The organism is Pseudomonas oryzae, from assembly GCF_900104805.1.
GTDB classification, from domain to species: domain Bacteria; phylum Pseudomonadota; class Gammaproteobacteria; order Pseudomonadales; family Pseudomonadaceae; genus Geopseudomonas; species Geopseudomonas oryzae.
The window spans coordinates 2,271,558-2,288,186 of record NZ_LT629751.1 but is presented as its reverse complement, the minus strand read 5'-3'; the positions used below and the strand labels follow the sequence as shown (position 1 = coordinate 2,288,186).

Sequence of the window (16,629 nt, the reverse complement as noted above, 5' to 3'; positions counted from 1 at the left end):
CCCTTCGCATTCTCCGGCGGTGCCGACCGCCTCAACGCAGACTTCTAGGGTTATTCATGACGCGCTACATCTTCGTCACGGGTGGTGTTGTTTCTTCTTTGGGGAAAGGCATCGCCTCGGCTTCCTTGGCGGCAATCCTGGAGGCGCGGGGACTGAAGGTCACCATGCTCAAGCTCGACCCCTACATCAACGTCGATCCGGGGACCATGAGCCCCTTCCAGCATGGTGAGGTGTTCGTCACCCATGACGGCGCGGAAACCGACCTCGATCTGGGCCATTACGAGCGGTTCATCCGCACCACCATGACCCAGAACAACAACTTCACCACCGGCCGCGTCTACATGGACGTGCTGCGCAAGGAGCGCCGTGGCGACTACCTGGGCGCCACCGTGCAGGTGATCCCGCACATCACCGACGAGATCAAGCGTCGCATCATCAAGGGCGCCGGCGATGCCGACGTGGCCCTGGTGGAGATCGGCGGTACCGTCGGCGACATCGAGTCGCAGCCGTTCCTCGAGGCGATCCGCCAGCTGCGCGTCGAAGTCGGCGCCAAGCGCGCCATGCTGATGCACCTGACCCTGGTGCCGTACATCGCCACCGCCGGCGAGACCAAGACCAAGCCGACCCAGCACTCGGTGAAGGAGCTGCGCTCCATCGGTCTGCAGCCGGACGTGCTGATCTGCCGCTCCGACCACCCGGTCGATCTGTCCTCGCGGCGCAAGATCGCCCTGTTCACCAACGTCGAAGAGCGTGCGGTGATCAGTCTGGAAGACGTCGACACCATCTACAAGATTCCGGCGGTGCTGCACGCCCAGGGGCTGGACGAGATCGTCGTCGAGCGTTTCGGCCTCGACTGCGGTCCTGCCGACCTCTCGGAATGGGATCGCGTGGTCGACGCCAAGCTCAACCCCGAGCACGAAGTCACCATCGCCATGGTCGGCAAGTACATGGAGCTGCTGGACGCCTACAAGTCGCTGATCGAGGCGATGGGCCACGCTGGCATCCAGAGCCGCACCAAGGTCAACCTGCGCTACATCGATTCGGAAGACATCGAGAACCAGGGCACCGGTCTGCTCGAGGGGGTCGATGCCATCCTGGTGCCGGGCGGCTTCGGTCTGCGCGGCGTGGAAGGCAAGATCACCGCGGTGCAGTATGCCCGCGAGAACAAGATTCCCTACCTGGGCATCTGCCTGGGCATGCAGGTGGCGGTGATCGAGTACGCCCGCAACGTGCTGGGCTGGAAGGACGCCAACTCCACCGAGTTCGATCATTCCTCCACTCATCCGGTGGTCGGCCTGATCACCGAGTGGCAGGACGCCACCGGCGCCGTCGAGCAGCGCAGCGAAGGCTCCGACCTGGGCGGTACTATGCGCCTGGGTGGTCAGGAGTGCCAGCTCGAGCGCGAATCGCTGGTGCATGCCTGCTACGGCAAGGACGTGATCGTAGAGCGTCATCGTCACCGCTACGAGGTCAACAACAACCTCCTGCCGCAGTTGCAGGAAGCCGGTCTGCGTGTCAGCGGTCGCTCCGGCGACGGCGCGCTGGTGGAAGTGGTCGAGGCGCCGAATCATCCGTGGTTCGTCGCCTGCCAGTTCCACCCGGAGTTCACCTCCACCCCGCGCGACGGCCATCCGCTGTTCAGTGGTTTCGTCAATGCCGCGCTCCAGCAGCACGCACTGAACAAGAAGGCCTGAGCTATGGCGCAGAAGATCATCCGCGTCGGCGACATCCAGATCGGCAACGAGCTGCCGTTCGTGCTGTTCGGCGGCATGAACGTGCTGGAATCGCGCGATCTGGCCCTGAAGGTCTGCGAGGAGTACGTGCGGGTCACCGAGAAGCTCGGCATCCCCTACGTGTTCAAGGCCAGCTTTGACAAGGCCAACCGCTCGTCGATCACCTCCTTCCGCGGTCCGGGCCTGGAGGAGGGCATGAAGATCTTCGAAGAGGTGAAGAAGACCTTCGGCGTGCCGGTGATCACCGACGTGCACGAGCCCTACCAGGCGGCGCCGGTGGCCGAGGTGTGCGACATCATCCAGCTGCCGGCCTTCCTGTCGCGGCAGACCGACCTGGTGGTGGCGATGGCCAAAACCGGCGCGGTGATCAACATCAAGAAGGCCCAGTTCCTCGCCCCGCAGGAGATGAAGCACATCCTCAACAAGTGCGAGGAAGCGGGCAACGACCAGTTGATCCTCTGCGAGCGGGGCTCCTCGTTCGGCTACAACAACCTGGTCGTCGACATGCTCGGCTTCGGCATCATGAAGTCGTTCGACTACCCGGTGTTCTTCGACGTGACCCACGCCCTGCAGATGCCGGGCGGGCGCACCGACTCCGCCGGCGGCCGCCGCGCCCAGGTCACCGATCTGGCCAAGGCCGGCATGAGTCAGGGGCTGGCCGGCCTGTTCCTCGAGGCCCATCCGGATCCGGACCAGGCCAAGTGCGACGGCCCGTGCGCGCTGCGCCTGGACAAGCTTGAGCCGTTCCTTGCCCAGCTCAAGGCACTGGATGACCTGGTCAAGAGTTTCCCGCCGATCGCGACTGCCTGAGGCAGAGCCGTTCCGGTAAAGTAGCGGCGCCCCGAGCGGGCGCCGGTCTCGTTTCTTCCAGTGATGGCGGAGCGGGCGCAAGCCCGGCCGCGGTCACCTGTACGTCAACCCTCTGGAGTGCTACCAGCAATGGCAAAAATCGTCGACATCAAAGGCCGTGAGGTCCTGGATTCCCGCGGTAACCCGACCGTTGAAGCCGATGTGATTCTTGATAACGGCATCATCGGTAGCGCCTGCGCGCCGTCCGGTGCCTCCACCGGTTCGCGCGAAGCGCTGGAACTGCGTGATGGCGACAAGAGCCGTTACCTGGGCAAGGGCGTGCTGAAGGCCGTGGCCAACATCAACGGCCCGATCCGCGATCTGCTGCTGGGCAAGGATCCGGCCGAGCAGAAGGCGCTGGACCAGGCGATGATCGAGCTGGACGGCACCGAGAACAAGGCCAAGCTGGGCGCCAACGCCATCCTCGCCGTGTCGCTGGCTGCCGCCAAGGCTGCCGCCCAGGCCAAGGGCGTGCCGCTGTACGCACACATCGCCGACCTGAACGGCACTCCGGGCGTCTACTCCATGCCGGTGCCGATGATGAACATCATCAACGGCGGCGAGCATGCCGACAACAACGTCGACATCCAGGAGTTCATGGTCCAGCCGGTCGGCGCCAAGAGCTTCGCCGACGCCCTGCGCATGGGCGCCGAGATCTTCCATCACCTGAAAGCCGTGCTGAAGGCCCGTGGCCTGAACACCGCCGTGGGTGACGAGGGTGGCTTCGCCCCCAACCTGGCCTCCAATGAGGACGCCCTGGCCGCCATCGCCGAAGCCGTGGCCAACGCCGGCTACAAGCTGGGCGAGGACGTCACCCTGGCCCTGGACTGCGCTTCCTCCGAGTTCTTCAAGGACGGCAAGTACGATCTGGAAGGCGAGGGCAAGGTGTTCGACGCCGAAGGTTTCGCCGACTACCTGGCCGGCCTGACCCAGCGCTACCCGATCATCTCCATCGAGGACGGCATGGACGAGTCCGACTGGGCTGGCTGGAAGGTGCTGACCGACAAGATCGGCGAGAAGGTGCAACTGGTCGGCGACGACCTGTTCGTGACCAACACCAAGATCCTCAAGCGCGGCATCGAGGAGTCGATCGGCAACTCGATCCTGATCAAGTTCAACCAGATCGGCTCGCTGACCGAGACCCTGGAAGCCATCCAGATGGCCAAGGCCGCCGGCTTCACCGCGGTGATCTCGCACCGCTCCGGCGAGACCGAGGACAGCACCATCGCCGACCTGGCCGTGGGTACCGCTGCCGGCCAGATCAAGACCGGCTCGCTGTGCCGTTCCGACCGCGTGTCCAAGTACAACCAGCTGCTGCGTATCGAAGAGCAACTGGGCGCCAAGGCTCCGTACAAGGGCCGCGCCGAGTTCCGCGGCTAAGCTGTAGTTACCGGCCGGGCTGCCTGCGCGCAGCCGGCCGGCAACGCCAATCGCACTTGGAGGGCAGACCAGGATGCAAAAGGCCCACTGGCTGTTCCTAGTTCTCCTGCTGGTCCTCGGCGGCCTGCAGTATCGTCTGTGGTACGGCGACGGCAGCATCACCCAGAGTCGCCAGTTGCTGGAGCGGATAGCCGAGCAGAAGAGCGAGAACGAGCAGCTGCAGGAGCGCAACCGCATTCTCGAGGCCGAAGTGGCCGAACTCAAGCGCGGTATGGAAACCGTCGAGGAACGTGCCCGCCATGAGCTGGGCATGGTCAAGGAAGGCGAAACCCTGTATCAGCTGAGCCAATGAGCCTGACTCCTCTCCCCGCATTCTGGGCCGTCATTCCGGCCGCTGGGGTGGGCGCGCGCATGCGTGCCGACCGTCCCAAGCAGTACCTGCGTCTCGGCGAGCGCACGGTGATCGAACATACCCTCGACTGTTTTCTCGGTCATCCCACCCTCAAGGGGCTGGTGGTGTGCCTGGCCGAAGACGACCCCTACTGGCCGACCCTGGCCTGCTCCGGCGACCCGCGCGTCGCTCGTGCGGCGGGTGGCTGCGAGCGTGCCGATTCGGTGTTGAACGGCCTGCTGCACCTGCTGACCCTCGGCGCCCACGAGGACGACTGGGTGCTGGTCCACGATGCCGCCCGGCCGAACCTCAGCCGCGCCGATCTCAACCTGCTGCTCGGCGAGCTGGCCGACGATCCTGTGGGGGGACTGCTCGCGGTGCCGGCCCGCGACACCCTCAAGCGTGCCGACAGGGACGGCCGGGTGCGCGAGACCATCGACCGCAGCGTGATCTGGCAGGCCTATACCCCGCAGATGTTCCGTCTCGGTCAGTTGCATCGCAGCCTGGCCGATGCCCTGGTGTCGCACGCGACCATCACCGATGAAGCCTCCGCCGTGGAGTGGGCCGGGCAGGCGCCGCGCCTGGTGGAAGGGCGTGCCGACAACCTGAAGATCACCCGTCCGGAGGATCTGGAGTGGCTGCGGCAGCGCTGGGACCGCTGACCGGCGAGGAGCTGCCGCCGGCCCGGGTGGCCCGGCAACCTCTTGCCCCGGCGGCTGTCTCACTTTGCCGAAGTCGTCTTGCCGGGCATCGACCGCGCGTCTGCGGCGCGGCCTGTGGCGGGCCGCAGTGCTGGCCATGCTCGGGCCGTTGCGGCACCATCGCTGTCGATTTCCCATGCCTGCCTATGCTTGTAGCAATGCCGCCGGCTTTCAGCAGCCGGCGGCCTGTCGGGCGCCGGCATGCTCCGTTTGTGGCTCCTGGTCGCCGACCCGGGCCGATTTTCGCTTTGTTCAACTGGAATTGATCATGTCGCTCATCAAACCTGCAGCTCTGTTCGTTTGCGTTGCCCTGGCCGGTTGCGCCGGCAAGTCGGATCCGGCCGATCCGCTAGCCAAGGACTCGCCCGTCGCCAAGGACAAGCCGGCAGCCCAGGTCCAGAAGTCGGAGCCGGCTGCCGGGCAGCAGGGCAAGGCGACTGGCGCCAGCGTGGCTGCTGCCGGCAAGGACGCCAAGCCTGCCCAGGCGGCTGCCAAGCCCGAGGTCAAGGTCGCCGAGCAGAAGGCCGTCAAGGAAAAGGAAAACTCCTGGTGGTCGTTCGGCAGCAAGAAGGAAGAGCGCCTGGCGGCGGATGACAAGGGCGCCAAGCCCGCCCAGGCAGCCGCCAAGTCCGAGACCAAGGTCGCCGAGCAGAAGGCCGTCAAGGAAAAGGAAAGCTCCTGGTGGTCGTTCGGCGGCAAGAAGACGGCCGCTCAGGCCGCTCCGGTCGCCAAGAAGGTCGAGCCCCGCAAGGTCACCCCGGCCTGGCTGGATGACAACGAAAAACGCCTGAAAGAAGCCGTCGCCGGCAGCAAGTTTCAGGTCGAGCGCCGAGGCGAGATCCTGGTGGTGGTGGCGCCGGTCGACTCCTCGTTCAATCCGGACCGCCCGAGCATGCTGATGCCGATCACCCTCGGACCACTTAGCCGGGTGGCCAAGATGGTGGCCGCCGACCCGCAGAATGCCGTGCTGATCCTCGGTCATGCCGACAGCAGCGGCAATCCGGAAGGCAATCGCAAGCTCAGCCTGGAGCGCGCCCAGTCGGTGGCCTCGATCTTCCGCATGAGCGGCCTGAAGAATGATCGCCTGATGCTGCGTGGCGTCGGCGCGGACAAGCCGCTGGTGAGCAACGACAACGCCAATGGCCGCGCCCAGAACCGCCGTGTCGAGGTCATCCTGACCCTGCGCGACAGCCTTTCCACCCTGGTGGCGCAGAACAGCCCTTGATTGCAGGCTGACGCCGGAGGCGAGAGCCGGTGGACAGGCGACTGTACCCAGCGTCTGTCTGTCCCGCCGGCCCGCCTCGATCGCGTGGTTTTTGCCGCAGATCGGTGTGGCATGCCCTGTGACTGGTTAAGCTGAGTGAAGATCCACAAGGAGTTCTGCCATGACCCATTCGCTTGCCGACATGCGCCGTGACTATGCCCGGGACGGGTTGTCCGAGGAGCATGCCCCGCTCGAGCCGTTCGAGCTGTTCCACCGCTGGTTCGCCGAGGCGGTGAAGACCGAGCAGCCGCCGGTCGAGGCCAATGCCATGACCCTGGCCACGGTCGATCCCGCGGGGCAGCCGCACTGTCGCGTGCTGCTGCTCAAGGCCCTCGATGACCGTGGTTTCACCTTCTTCACCAACTACGACAGCGCCAAGGGCGAACAGCTGCTGGCCAATCCGCGGGCGGCGATGACCTTCTTCTGGCCGACCCTCGAGCGTCAGGTGCGCATCGAAGGGCTGGTGGAAAGGGTGACTGCGGAGGAGTCGGATGCCTACTTCAAGGTGCGCCCGCTGGGCAGTCGCCTGGGTGCCTGGGCATCGCCGCAGAGCCAGGTGATTGAAGGGCGCGGCGAGCTGGAGCGTCTGCTCGCCGAGACCGAGCAACGCTTCATGGACAGTGCCCCGCATTGCCCGGAGCACTGGGGCGGCTATCGCCTGATTCCGCAGCGCATGGAGTTCTGGCAGGGGCGGCCGAGCCGGCTGCACGACCGCCTGAACTATCGACTGCAGGGGGATGGCTGGCTGCGCGAGCGCCTGGCGCCCTGACGGAACAGCCACGGGCCGCCGCGGTCACATCCAGTATCAGGCCGGCTGGTATTGCGTGGCGGCCTGCTTCAGCCAGGCTTCAAGCTCCTTGCGCTTGACGCCCTGGCGCTGCGCTTCCTGCAGGCGGGACAGCATGTAGTCGCGCTTGGCGGAATCGTCCCCGCCGAAGGAAAGCGCCAGATCGCGGTCGGTCCAGCGCTGGATGCGCCGGTACAGCCACCAGTGGAAGTACAGGCCGGCCACCGTGGTGATGAAGATGATGAAGTAATCCATGACGGGTTCCTTGCAAAAGGCCCTCACCCTAGCCGATCAGGCGACTCCGGCAAAGAGCGACCATCGGCACTCAAGCTTTGGCATGCTGACGGAGAACTGACATGCGTAAATCAATGGTGTTTCTGAGCCTGACCGTCGCGGCGCTGGCCGTTGGCGGCTGTGCCTCCAATCTTGGCGGCGATGTCTACACCCGCGAGGAAGCACGGGCCGCGCAGATCGTGCGCATGGGCACCATCACGGCCCTGCGCCCGGTGCGCATCGAGGGTACCAAGACCCCCATCGGCGCCGGTGCCGGCGCGGTGGTCGGCGGTATCGGCGGCAGCACGGTCGGCAGCGGTCGCGGCAGTGCCGTGGCGGCGGTCATCGGCGCCGTGGCCGGTGGCCTGCTGGGCGCGGCCACCGAGGAGGGCCTGACCCGCACCCAGGGCGTCGAGATCACCGTCCGCGAGGATGACGGCACCATGCGTGCCTACGTCCAGGAGGTCTCGGAGGGCGAGATTTTCCGCGTCGGCGAGCGCGTGCGTATCCTGACCGTCAACGGCAACAGTCGCGTGGCGCACTGAGCGACTCCCCGTGAGGTACTGCCAGACGTCGCGCTCGCGGACGTCTGCAGTGCCAGGCGCGCCGAGCCTCGGCGCGATCCGCTGGCCATGTGCTGCCGGCATGAGCGTTGCCACTACTGACGCTCGAACCGGTATCACTGCCAGCCTTGTCGCCGTCAGGCGCTATGCTCAGTTCCAGTGTTCTCTGGCGATCGTCGCGTGGCGCCGCATGCAGCGTCCGCTGTCGGTCGCCGGGCGGGTTGATCGCCCGCTTTCGGTAGCCCTCCGCCCGGAGTGGCTCAGGCGAACAGGAATCGGGGGATGCGATGACGCTGGCGCTGCTGATTGCGCTGCCTCTGCTGGGAGCATTGCTGCCTTTGCTGACCGGGCGCCATGGCCGCTCGCTCTGTGCGGCTTCGGCCGCCCTGGCGCCCCTGCTGGCTCTGCTGTTGCTGCTCGAGCAGCGCGCGCAGGTGTTCGCCGGTGAGCCGATCTACCTATATCAGCCATGGTTGGCCGAACTGGGGCTGCACCTCAGCCTGCGTCTCGATGGTCTGGGCTTTCTCTTCGCCCTGCTGATTCTGGGCGTCGGCCTGCTGGTGATTCTCTATGCCCGCTACTACCTGGGCAAGGAGGAGCCGGCCGGGCGCTTCTTCGCCTATCTGCTGCTGTTCATGAGCGCCATGCTCGGCGTGGTGCTGGCCGAGAACCTGCTGTTGCTGCTGGTGTTCTGGGAGTTGACCAGCCTGGCCTCCTTCCTGCTGATCGGCTTCTGGGGACAGCGCTCGGATGCTCGCCAGGGCGCGCGCATGTCGCTGGTGGTGACCGCCGGCGGCGGGCTGGCCCTGCTCGCCGGCATTCTGCTGATCGGCCAGGTGGTCGGCAGCTTCGAGCTGACCGCCGTGCTGGCTGCGGGGGAGCAACTGCGCAACCACGACCTGTATACGCCGATCATGCTGCTGGTGCTGCTGGGCGTGTTCACCAAGTCGGCGCAGTTCCCCTTCCACTTCTGGCTGCCGCAGGCCATGGCCGCGCCCACGCCGGTTTCGGCCTACCTGCACTCGGCGACCATGGTCAAGGCCGGAGTGTTCCTGCTGGCGCGCCTGTATCCCGCACTGTCCGGCACCGAACTGTGGTTCTATCTGGTCAGTCTGACCGGGCTGGCGACCCTGCTGGTAGGGGCGGTGACCGCGCTGTTCCAGCATGACCTCAAGGGGCTGCTGGCCTATTCGACCATCAGCCACCTGGGGCTGATCACCATGCTGTTCGGCTTCGGCTCCGGACTGGCGAACGTGGCGGCGATCTTCCACATCATCAACCATGCGACCTTCAAGGCTTCGCTGTTCATGGCTGCCGGGATCATCGATCACGAGACCGGCAGTCGCGACATGCGCCTGATCAACGGGATGTGGAAGTACCTGCCGCACACCGCGGTGCTGGCCATGGTGGCGTCCTCGGCGATGGCCGGGGTGCCCCTGCTCAATGGCTTCCTCAGCAAGGAAATGTTCTTCAGCGAGACCCTGCACCAGCACCTGCTGGGCAGCTTCAGCTGGCTGTTGCCGCTGGCGGCGATTCTCGCCGGGGTGTTTTCCGTGGCCTATTCGCTGCGCTTCATCCACGACGTGTTCTTCAACGGCGAGCCGATCGACCTGCCCAAGTTTCCGCCCCACGAGCCGCCACGCTACATGAAGCTGCCGGTCGAGATCCTGGTGTTCTGCTGCCTGCTGGTGGGGACCTTGCCGGCCTGGAGCGTCGCCCCCCTGCTGGCGGCGGCCGCCTCGGCCAGCCTGGCCGGTGCGGTGCCGCCGTACAGCCTGGCGATCTGGCATGGCTTCAACCTGCCGCTGCTGATGAGCGGCGTGGCCCTGGCGGGCGGTGTGCTGGTCTACGCCTGCCGCCGCCCGCTGTTCCAGTGGTATGCCGGGTTGCCGGCGCTGAATGCGCGGACGCTATTCGAGCGCGCGACAAGGCGTCTGGTGGCCTGGGCGAGGCATTTCACCGCCAGTCTGGAGAATGGTTCGCTGCAGCGCTACCTGGTGCTGTTGCTGGGCGCGAGTCTGGTGGGCGTGGCCTGGGCGCTGGCGCCGCTGGCCAGCCTGGGCGGCAGCGTGGCGCTGACCCCGGTGGATCCGGTCACCGCGCTGGGGCTGGTGCTCATGGCCCTGTGTGCCCTGCTGACCATGCTGGTGCATCGCCAGCGCCTGCTGGCGCTGCTGATCCTCGGCGTGGTCGGCCTGCTGGTGGCGCTGATGTTCGCGCGTTTTTCGGCGCCGGACCTGGCCCTGACCCAGCTGGCCGTCGAAGTGGTGAGCCTGCTGTTGCTCGCCCTGGCCCTGAACTTCCTGCCGCAGCAGACGCCGCGCGAGTCCTCCAGCCTGCGCCAGCTGCGCGACCTGGGCCTGGCCGCGGCTGGCGGCACGCTGATCGGCCTGCTGGCCTATGCCGTGCTGAGTCGTCCGTACCAGAGCATCGCCGGCTTCTACCTGGACAACAGCCTGTCCGGCGGCGGCGGGCGCAACGTCGTCAACGTGATCCTGGTGGACTTCCGCGGCTTCGATACCCTGGGCGAGATCAGCGTGCTGGCGATCACCGCCATCGGGGTACACGCCCTGCTCGCCGGCCTGCATCTGCCCGCCCGGCCTCGTGACGCCGCCGGGCACGCCTGGTCCGTCGAGGTGCATCCGCTGCTGCTGGCCACGCTGACCAGGCTGGCGCTGCCGCTGGCCCTGCTGGTGGCGGTGTTCATCTTCCTGCGTGGGCACAACCTGCCGGGGGGCGGCTTCATCGCCGGTCTGGTCACCGCCGTCACCCTGATCCTGCTCTACGTGGCCCGCGGGCAGAGATGGAGTCAGGCGCATCTGCCGCTCGACTACCCGCGCATCGCCGGTGCCGGCGTGCTGCTCGCCGGGCTCACCGGTCTGGGCAGCTGGCTGTTCGGCTATCCGTTCCTGACCTCGTCGTTCGGCCACTTCCACATCCCGCTGATCGGCGAGATCGAGCTGGCGACGGCCATGCTGTTCGATCTGGGTGTCTACCTGACCGTGGTCGGCTCGACCCTGCTGATCCTGGGCGGGCTCGGCCGCATCGGCCGCCCGCTCAGCCGCCGCGAGGAACCCTGAGATGGAAATCCTGCTCGCCGTGGCCATCGGCATCCTCACCAGTAGTGGCATCTACCTGCTGTTGCGCGCCCGCACCTTCCCGGTGGTGCTGGGTCTGACCCTGATCTCCTACGCGGTCAACCTGCTGCTGTTCGCCATGGGCCGCCTGCACACCGGCAAGCCGGCGGTGCTGGGCGCCGCCGCCAGCCATGCCGATCCGTTGCCGCAGGCGCTGGTGCTCACCGCCATCGTCATCGGCTTCGCAATGACCGCATTCGTGATCGCCCTGGCCCTGCGCGGTGTCGCCACCCTCGGCAGCGACCACGTCGACGGCCAGCCGCCGGCCGGTGCCGACGAGGAGGGGCGTCGATGAGCCATGCCCTGATCCTGCCGATCCTCCTGCCGCTGTTCGCCGGCTGCCTGCTGCTGGCGCTGGGGCGGAGTAGCCTGGCGCTGCAGCGCGGCCTCGGCCTGCTGGCCACCTGGGCGCTGCTGCCGGTGGCCGCGGGCCTGCTGCTGCTCAGCGACGACGGCGTGCTGCGCACCTATGCCCTGGGCAACTGGCCGCCGCCATTCGGCATCATTCTCCTGCTTGATCGCCTCAGCGCCCTGATGCTGCTGGTCACCGCGGTGCTGGCCGCGTTCGCCCTGCTGTATGCCGTGCGCGGTGAGGATGTCCGCGGCAGTGGCTTCCATGCGCTGTTCCAGTTCCAGCTGATGGGGATCAACGGCGCCTTCCTGACCGGCGACCTGTTCAACCTGTTCGTGTTCTTCGAGGTGCTGCTGATCGCCTCCTACGCGCTGCTGGCGCACGGCGGCGGCGCGGCGCGGCTGCGCAGCACCCTGCATTACGTGCTGCTCAACCTGCTCGGTTCGGCTCTGTTCCTGATCGCGGCCGGGGTGCTGTACGGCGTCGCCGGCACCCTGAACATGGTCGACCTGGCCGTGCGCGTGGCGGCGGCGGATGCCGGGCAGGCGGCGCTGCTCAAGGCCGCCGGCCTGCTGCTGCTGGTGGTGTTCGCCCTCAAGGCCGCCCTGCTGCCGCTGCACTTCTGGCTGCCGCAGGCCTATGCGGCGGCCAGTGCGCCGGTGGCGGCGCTGTTCGCGGTCATGACCAAGGTCGGTCTGTACGCCATCCTGCGGGTCTTCACGCTGATCTTCGGCAGCGCGGCCGGCGGTCTGGCCCATCTGGCCCAGGGCTGGCTGTGGCCGCTGGCCCTGCTGACCCTGGCGGTGGGCGCCATCGGTGCGCTGGCGGCGCCGACCCTGCAGGGCCTGCTCGCCTACCTGGTGGTGGTCTCGGTGGGCACCCTGCTGGCCGGCGTGGCCGTGGCCACGCCGCAGGCCATCGCGGCGGTGCTGTTCTACCTGGTCCACAGCACCTGGGTCTGCGGGGCGCTGTTCCTCCTCGCCGACCTGATCGCCCGCCAGCGTGGCGACAAGGCCGGTCTGCTGGTGCAGGGCCCGGCACTGATGAGCCCGCGCCTGCTCGGCGGGCTGTTCTTCCTCGCCGCCATCGCGGTCGCCGGCCTGCCGCCGTTGTCCGGCTTCCTCGCCAAGCTGCTGTTGCTCAAGGCGGTGAGTGGCGCTGCCGCTTTGGCGCTGTGGCCGGTCCTGCTGGTGGGCGGCCTGCTGGTGCTGCTGGCGCTCGCTCGCGCTGGCAGCATGCTGTTCTGGCGGGTCGGTGTGCATCAGCTGGACAGCGCCGAACTCGATCCGCTGGCCGTGCTGGCCTGCATCGGCCTGCTATCGGGCAGTCCGCTGCTGGTGCTGGCGGCGCAGCCGGTACTGGCCTTCGTCGCGGCCACCGCCGACCAGTTGCTGGCGCTGGCACCCTACCTGCAGATCGTCGCCGGGGGTGCCCAGTGAGCCCGTTGCGCAAGCTGCTGCCGCATCCGCTGCTCAGCCTCGGCCTGCTACTGGTCTGGCTGCTGCTGGTCAACGAGTTCAGCGTCGGCCATGCCGTGCTGGGGGCCATGCTCGGCGTGGCCATTCCGCTGCTCACCGGCGGGCTGGAGGTCGGGGCATGGCGGGTGCGCCAGCCGCTGCGGCTGCTGTGGTTCATCCTGCGCATCTTCCACGACGTGGTGCTGGCCAACCTGCTGGTGGCGCGGCTGGTCCTCGGGCCGGTCGAGCGCCTGCAGCCGGCGTTCATCGAGGTGCCGATCCAGCTCGACCACGAGCTGGCGATCTTCCTGCTGGCCAGCGCGATTTCCCTGGCACCCGGCACGGTGGCGGCGCACCTCAGCCCGGATCGTCGCCGTCTGGTCGTGCACGTGCTGCACTGTACCGACGAACAGGCGCTGATCGCCGAGATCAAGAGCCGCTACGAGAGGCCGTTGAAGGAGATCTTCGCATGCTAGGTTTCGTGGTGCCCCTGTGCCTGCTGCTGATCAGTCTGGCGATGTTGCTCAACCTGGCGCGGCTGCTCAAGGGGCCGGATCTGCCGGATCGCATCCTCGCGCTGGACACCCTGTATATCAATGCCATCGCCCTGCTGGTGCTCTTCGGCATCTGGCTGGGCAGCGCGCTATTCTTCGAGGCCGCGCTGCTGATCGCGGTGATGGGCTTCGTCGGCACGGTGGCGCTGGGCAAGTACCTGCTGCGTGGCGACATCATCGAGTGAGGGCACGGCCGTGAGTATCTGGATCGAGGCGGTGATCGCTGTGTTCCTGCTGTTCGGCAGCCTGTTCGCCCTGCTGGGCTCGCTGGGGCTGTACCGGCTGCCGGATTTCTATACCCGCCTGCACGGCCCCACCAAGGCCACCACCCTGGGGGTGGGCGGCATCCTCGTCGGCTCGCTGCTCTTCTTCAACGCGCGCGGTGAGGGGCTCGGCCTGCACGAGCTGCTGATCACCCTGTTCCTGTTCATCTCCGCGCCGGTGAGCGCGCATGTGCTGGCCAAGGCGGCGTCCCAGCAGGATATCCGGCCGTGGGGGAAAACCCGCGGTCGGCGCTGGAAGGAGTGATGGCGATCAGTTGCGTGCGCCACCGAGGGCGGCGCAACCGGTCTGCGGCGCCGCACCGTTGAGCACCAGGCGCGCCTGCAGGTGGCTGAGCGTGCCGCTCATGCTGTCTTCGCAGCGCGCCGGCGTCAGCCACAGTTCGATGCGTTGGTCGTTGGCCTCGCTGGAGAAGCTCAGGCTGCCATCCGGCAGGCTTTCCTCGACGTAGGGCAGGGCGAGAGGTGCGCTACCGGGCCGCTCGAGCATCATGCCGCGCGCCGAGACGCTCACCGACCACTCCGGCTCGTGGCCGCTGGCGCGCACGATCTGCCGCTTGAACTGCGGATCGTCGCAGCCCGGTCCCTCGGCCTGCAGGCGGTACAGCCTGTCGACCGCATAGAGGCCGTCCGCGTTGCCATCCAGCTCGCCGCCGAGATCGGCGAACAGCGGCTTGCTCGAACCGGCCTGCAGCTGCGGCGCGGTCGCTTCCAGGCCGAGCTGGGCGGCATCGATCAGCAGCAGGCGCCGCTCCTCCCCGCAGGGCACCATCAGCAGCATCTCGCCGGCACGACTCAGCTCGCCCTGCAGGCGAACCGGGGTGGGTTTGGGCTCTTCCGGTTTGGCGGACAGCCACTGGCAGCCGGCTATGACGGGAAGTAGGCCCAGGGCGATCAGGGGGGCGATACGCATGCAGACTCTCCTGGCAGAAGGTCTGCCACGGTAATCGCCGCGGCTGCCAGCGACAAGCCGGGAGCACTGCAAGCGCGGACTTTCACAATGACACACAAGTGTCAATAGCGTCGGGCTGGTCAAACCCTGCGGAGCATGCTAAAACCACACAAGAGTGATCTAGCCGCTTGAAAGACAAGGGAAAACCATGACCAAGTCGGAGTTGATCGAACGTATCGTTACCCATCAGGGCCAACTCTCGTCCAAGGACGTCGAGCTGGCCATCAAGACCATGCTCGAGCAGATGGCGCATGCCCTGGCTGCGGGGGATCGTATCGAGATCCGTGGCTTCGGCAGTTTCTCCCTGCACTACCGGGCGCCACGCGTCGGACGCAATCCGAAAACCGGCGAGTCGGTGCGGCTTGATGGTAAATTCGTCCCCCATTTCAAGCCGGGCAAGGAACTGCGCGACCGCGTCAACGAGCTGCACTGAGTCGCGCTCGTCGAGTACCCGAGTGGTTCTGTGTCCGAGGAGTCGACATGCTCTGGATCAAACGCGTCCTGGTGATTGCGGCTGCGCTGCTGGTCGCCGCGCTCACCCTGGTGTTCATTCTCGAAAACCAGAGTCACGCCCGTCTGCAGTTCATGACCCTGCAAAGTCCCGAGCTGCCGGTGGCCTTCTTCGTCGCCCTGGCGTTCATCGCCGGCGGCCTGGCCGGCGTGCTGCTCAGCCTCTACCTGCGCGCCCGTCTCAAGTTCGCCCTGGCGCGCAACCGCAGCGAGCTCGGTCGCTGCCGCCAGGAGCTCGACAGCCTGCGCCAGAAGCTCGCCGAAACGGGGCGCTGACACATGTCCGAGCTGCTCTGGCTCGGTCTGTTCACCGCCGCCATCGGCATCGGCTGGTGGATGGGACGCCGTGAGCAGTTGCCGGCACTGCGTCGGCGCAGTGCCGCCATCGTCAGCTACAACCATCTACTCGATGCCCAGTCCGACCAGGCCTTGCAGCGCCTGGTCGAGGTTCTCGAGGTCAACGAGGAAACCTTCGAAGCCCACCTCGGTGTCGGCCGCCAGTTTCGCCAGCGCGGTGAGCTGGAGATGGCGGCCCGGGTGCACCAGAGCCTGCTTGCCCGCCCGGAGCTGGCGCTTGCGCAGCGCGAGCGGGTCCAGCTCGAACTGGCCCATGACTTCCTGGCCGCCGGCGAGCTGTCGCGGGCCGAATCCCTCCTGCAGGGCTTGGCCGAGGGCGAGTCCGCGGTCGCCAGCCAGGCGCAGCGCGGCCTGCTGCGCATCTACGAGCAGGAGCGCGAATGGGAGCGGGCGATCGAGGTCGCCGGCCGGCTGGTGACCAGCGACCCGGCCATACGCGTGGCCTGCGGCCACTATCACTGCGAACTGGCCGAGCGCCTGCTGCGCCGCGACATGCTCGAGCCGGCGCGCGAGCAGCTCGGTCTGGCCCTGCAGGTCGATCCGGCCTGCGTGCGCGCCAACCTGAACCTTGCCCGTCTGGCCTGGCAGGCGTACCAGAGCGACGCGGCGATCGACCACCTGCTGCAGGTTGCCGGCCAGGATGCCGCGTTCTTCCCCGAGGCGCTGCCGCAACTGCTCGACTACACCGCCTGCAGCCCTGCCCGTGAGCGGCTCGAGCGCTTCCTGCGCGACGCCCTCGAGCAGGCCGGCGACAGCCGTGGCGACCCGCTGGTGCTGGCGCTGGCCCTGGTGATCCGCGAGCGGCACGGCATCGCCAGCGGCATCGACTTCCTGCGCCAGCGCCTGGCTCGCCAGCCGTCGCTGCGCATCATCCAGCGCCTGCTCGAATGGCAGGCGGAACAGGCCGCCGGCCCCGAGGTCGCCAGCCTGCACGAGGCGGTCAGCGCGCTGATCGGCAACACCCCGGCGTACTGCTGCCGCCAGTGCGGGTTCCAGGCCCGCCAGCTGCACTGGCAGTGTCCGACCTGCCACGGCTGGTCGGTACTGCGCCGGCGCAGCAACGGCTGAGCCGCTCTCGCGCCGGCCCG

The 16,629-nt window shown here is 67.3% G+C and carries 19 protein-coding genes; 17 read left to right on the top strand and 2 right to left on the bottom strand.

Annotation, left to right across the window (positions count from 1 at the left end; genetic code table 11):
- The first annotated feature begins 56 nt into the window (after positions 1-56).
- The 7 genes from BLT78_RS10150 to pdxH all read left to right on the top strand — a co-directional run bounded on the left by BLT78_RS10150 (position 57) and on the right by pdxH (position 7,087).
- Entirely contained in the window at positions 57-1,694 is a 1,638-nt protein-coding gene (locus BLT78_RS10150) for a CTP synthase (protein ID WP_090348862.1), read from the top strand.
- Positions 1,695-1,697: 3 nt separating this feature from the next.
- The gene (kdsA, locus tag BLT78_RS10145; protein WP_090348861.1) at positions 1,698-2,543 is read left to right on the top strand and encodes a 3-deoxy-8-phosphooctulonate synthase; all 846 of its coding nucleotides are present in this window, start codon (positions 1,698-1,700) and stop codon (positions 2,541-2,543) included.
- A 129-nt stretch (positions 2,544-2,672) separates the two neighbouring features.
- Positions 2,673-3,962, top strand: a complete 1,290-nt coding sequence (gene eno / locus BLT78_RS10140; RefSeq protein WP_090348860.1) for a phosphopyruvate hydratase — start codon at positions 2,673-2,675, stop codon at positions 3,960-3,962.
- Positions 3,963-4,035: 73 nt separating this feature from the next.
- On the top strand, positions 4,036-4,314 hold the full coding sequence (gene ftsB, locus BLT78_RS10135) for a cell division protein FtsB (protein WP_090348859.1): 279 nt from the start codon (positions 4,036-4,038) through the stop codon (positions 4,312-4,314).
- On the top strand, positions 4,311-5,015 hold the full coding sequence (ispD, locus tag BLT78_RS10130) for a 2-C-methyl-D-erythritol 4-phosphate cytidylyltransferase (RefSeq protein WP_090348858.1): 705 nt from the start codon (positions 4,311-4,313) through the stop codon (positions 5,013-5,015). The genes ftsB and ispD overlap by 4 nt, the downstream gene beginning before the upstream one ends.
- Positions 5,016-5,322: 307 nt before the next feature.
- Complete coding sequence (locus BLT78_RS10125; protein ID WP_090348857.1) at positions 5,323-6,279, top strand: OmpA family protein; 957 nt, start codon at positions 5,323-5,325, stop codon at positions 6,277-6,279.
- 160 nt (positions 6,280-6,439) lie between these two features.
- Complete coding sequence (gene pdxH / locus BLT78_RS10120) at positions 6,440-7,087, top strand: pyridoxamine 5'-phosphate oxidase (RefSeq protein ID WP_090348856.1); 648 nt, start codon at positions 6,440-6,442, stop codon at positions 7,085-7,087.
- 36 nt (positions 7,088-7,123) lie between these two features.
- On the opposite strand, the gene BLT78_RS10115 is transcribed toward pdxH, so the two are convergent.
- Positions 7,124-7,360, bottom strand: coding sequence for a hypothetical protein (locus BLT78_RS10115; protein ID WP_090348855.1), 237 nt, complete (start codon positions 7,358-7,360; stop codon positions 7,124-7,126).
- A gap of 101 nt (positions 7,361-7,461) precedes the next feature.
- Between BLT78_RS10115 and BLT78_RS10110 the strand changes: the two genes are divergently transcribed.
- The 7 genes from BLT78_RS10110 to BLT78_RS10080 all read left to right on the top strand — a co-directional run bounded on the left by BLT78_RS10110 (position 7,462) and on the right by BLT78_RS10080 (position 13,969).
- Positions 7,462-7,923 carry an outer membrane lipoprotein gene (locus BLT78_RS10110; protein WP_090348854.1) on the top strand — a complete coding sequence of 154 codons (462 nt, stop codon included), beginning with the start codon at positions 7,462-7,464 and terminating at the stop codon, positions 7,921-7,923.
- A gap of 305 nt (positions 7,924-8,228) precedes the next feature.
- On the top strand, positions 8,229-11,021 hold the full coding sequence (locus BLT78_RS10105) for a monovalent cation/H+ antiporter subunit A (RefSeq protein ID WP_090348853.1): 2,793 nt from the start codon (positions 8,229-8,231) through the stop codon (positions 11,019-11,021).
- Between the two features lies 1 nt (position 11,022).
- The gene (locus tag BLT78_RS10100; protein WP_090348852.1) at positions 11,023-11,373 is read left to right on the top strand and encodes a Na+/H+ antiporter subunit C; all 351 of its coding nucleotides are present in this window, start codon (positions 11,023-11,025) and stop codon (positions 11,371-11,373) included.
- Complete coding sequence (locus BLT78_RS10095; protein ID WP_090348851.1) at positions 11,370-12,869, top strand: monovalent cation/H+ antiporter subunit D; 1,500 nt, start codon at positions 11,370-11,372, stop codon at positions 12,867-12,869. The genes BLT78_RS10100 and BLT78_RS10095 overlap by 4 nt, the downstream gene beginning before the upstream one ends.
- Positions 12,866-13,363 (top strand): Na+/H+ antiporter subunit E, encoded by a 498-nt coding sequence (locus BLT78_RS10090; RefSeq protein WP_231975769.1) that lies wholly within the window; start codon positions 12,866-12,868, stop codon positions 13,361-13,363. The genes BLT78_RS10095 and BLT78_RS10090 overlap by 4 nt, the downstream gene beginning before the upstream one ends.
- Positions 13,357-13,626 (top strand): K+/H+ antiporter subunit F, encoded by a 270-nt coding sequence (locus BLT78_RS10085; protein ID WP_090348849.1) that lies wholly within the window; start codon positions 13,357-13,359, stop codon positions 13,624-13,626. Before BLT78_RS10090 ends, BLT78_RS10085 begins: the two co-directional genes overlap by 7 nt.
- 10 nt (positions 13,627-13,636) lie before the next feature.
- Complete coding sequence (locus tag BLT78_RS10080; RefSeq protein ID WP_090348848.1) at positions 13,637-13,969, top strand: Na+/H+ antiporter subunit G; 333 nt, start codon at positions 13,637-13,639, stop codon at positions 13,967-13,969.
- Positions 13,970-13,975: 6 nt separating this feature from the next.
- Here the strand turns inward: BLT78_RS10080 and BLT78_RS10075 are convergent, their stop codons facing one another.
- Positions 13,976-14,635, bottom strand: coding sequence for a COG3650 family protein (locus BLT78_RS10075; protein WP_090348847.1), 660 nt, complete (start codon positions 14,633-14,635; stop codon positions 13,976-13,978).
- A gap of 187 nt (positions 14,636-14,822) precedes the next feature.
- Between BLT78_RS10075 and ihfB the strand changes: the two genes are divergently transcribed.
- From ihfB to BLT78_RS10060, 3 genes are read left to right on the top strand one after another with little or no spacing between them, the layout of a single operon-like run.
- Complete coding sequence (gene ihfB, locus BLT78_RS10070) at positions 14,823-15,107, top strand: integration host factor subunit beta (RefSeq protein WP_090348846.1); 285 nt, start codon at positions 14,823-14,825, stop codon at positions 15,105-15,107.
- A gap of 47 nt (positions 15,108-15,154) precedes the next feature.
- Positions 15,155-15,460, top strand: a complete 306-nt coding sequence (locus BLT78_RS10065; RefSeq protein ID WP_090348845.1) for a lipopolysaccharide assembly protein LapA domain-containing protein — start codon at positions 15,155-15,157, stop codon at positions 15,458-15,460.
- A 3-nt stretch (positions 15,461-15,463) separates the two neighbouring features.
- On the top strand, positions 15,464-16,609 hold the full coding sequence (locus tag BLT78_RS10060) for a hypothetical protein (protein ID WP_090348844.1): 1,146 nt from the start codon (positions 15,464-15,466) through the stop codon (positions 16,607-16,609).
- Positions 16,610-16,629: the final 20 nt, after the last annotated feature.

Excerpts from the sequence above, each read along its gene's own strand:
- BLT78_RS10150 (WP_090348862.1), top strand. The coding sequence starts at position 57 with ATGACGCGCTACATCTTCGTCACGGGTGGTGTTGTTTCTTCTTTGGGG.
- kdsA (WP_090348861.1), top strand. The coding sequence starts at position 1,698 with ATGGCGCAGAAGATCATCCGCGTCGGCGACATCCAGATCGGCAACGAG.
- eno (WP_090348860.1), top strand. The coding sequence starts at position 2,673 with ATGGCAAAAATCGTCGACATCAAAGGCCGTGAGGTCCTGGATTCCCGC.
- ftsB (WP_090348859.1), top strand. The coding sequence starts at position 4,036 with ATGCAAAAGGCCCACTGGCTGTTCCTAGTTCTCCTGCTGGTCCTCGGC.
- ispD (WP_090348858.1), top strand. The coding sequence starts at position 4,311 with ATGAGCCTGACTCCTCTCCCCGCATTCTGGGCCGTCATTCCGGCCGCT.
- BLT78_RS10125 (WP_090348857.1), top strand. The coding sequence starts at position 5,323 with ATGTCGCTCATCAAACCTGCAGCTCTGTTCGTTTGCGTTGCCCTGGCC.
- pdxH (WP_090348856.1), top strand. The coding sequence starts at position 6,440 with ATGACCCATTCGCTTGCCGACATGCGCCGTGACTATGCCCGGGACGGG.
- BLT78_RS10115 (WP_090348855.1), bottom strand. The coding sequence starts at position 7,360 with ATGGATTACTTCATCATCTTCATCACCACGGTGGCCGGCCTGTACTTC.
- BLT78_RS10110 (WP_090348854.1), top strand. The coding sequence starts at position 7,462 with ATGCGTAAATCAATGGTGTTTCTGAGCCTGACCGTCGCGGCGCTGGCC.
- BLT78_RS10105 (WP_090348853.1), top strand. The coding sequence starts at position 8,229 with ATGACGCTGGCGCTGCTGATTGCGCTGCCTCTGCTGGGAGCATTGCTG.
- BLT78_RS10100 (WP_090348852.1), top strand. The coding sequence starts at position 11,023 with ATGGAAATCCTGCTCGCCGTGGCCATCGGCATCCTCACCAGTAGTGGC.
- BLT78_RS10095 (WP_090348851.1), top strand. The coding sequence starts at position 11,370 with ATGAGCCATGCCCTGATCCTGCCGATCCTCCTGCCGCTGTTCGCCGGC.
- BLT78_RS10085 (WP_090348849.1), top strand. The coding sequence starts at position 13,357 with ATGCTAGGTTTCGTGGTGCCCCTGTGCCTGCTGCTGATCAGTCTGGCG.
- BLT78_RS10075 (WP_090348847.1), bottom strand. The coding sequence starts at position 14,635 with ATGCGTATCGCCCCCCTGATCGCCCTGGGCCTACTTCCCGTCATAGCC.
- ihfB (WP_090348846.1), top strand. The coding sequence starts at position 14,823 with ATGACCAAGTCGGAGTTGATCGAACGTATCGTTACCCATCAGGGCCAA.
- BLT78_RS10065 (WP_090348845.1), top strand. The coding sequence starts at position 15,155 with ATGCTCTGGATCAAACGCGTCCTGGTGATTGCGGCTGCGCTGCTGGTC.
- BLT78_RS10060 (WP_090348844.1), top strand. The coding sequence starts at position 15,464 with ATGTCCGAGCTGCTCTGGCTCGGTCTGTTCACCGCCGCCATCGGCATC.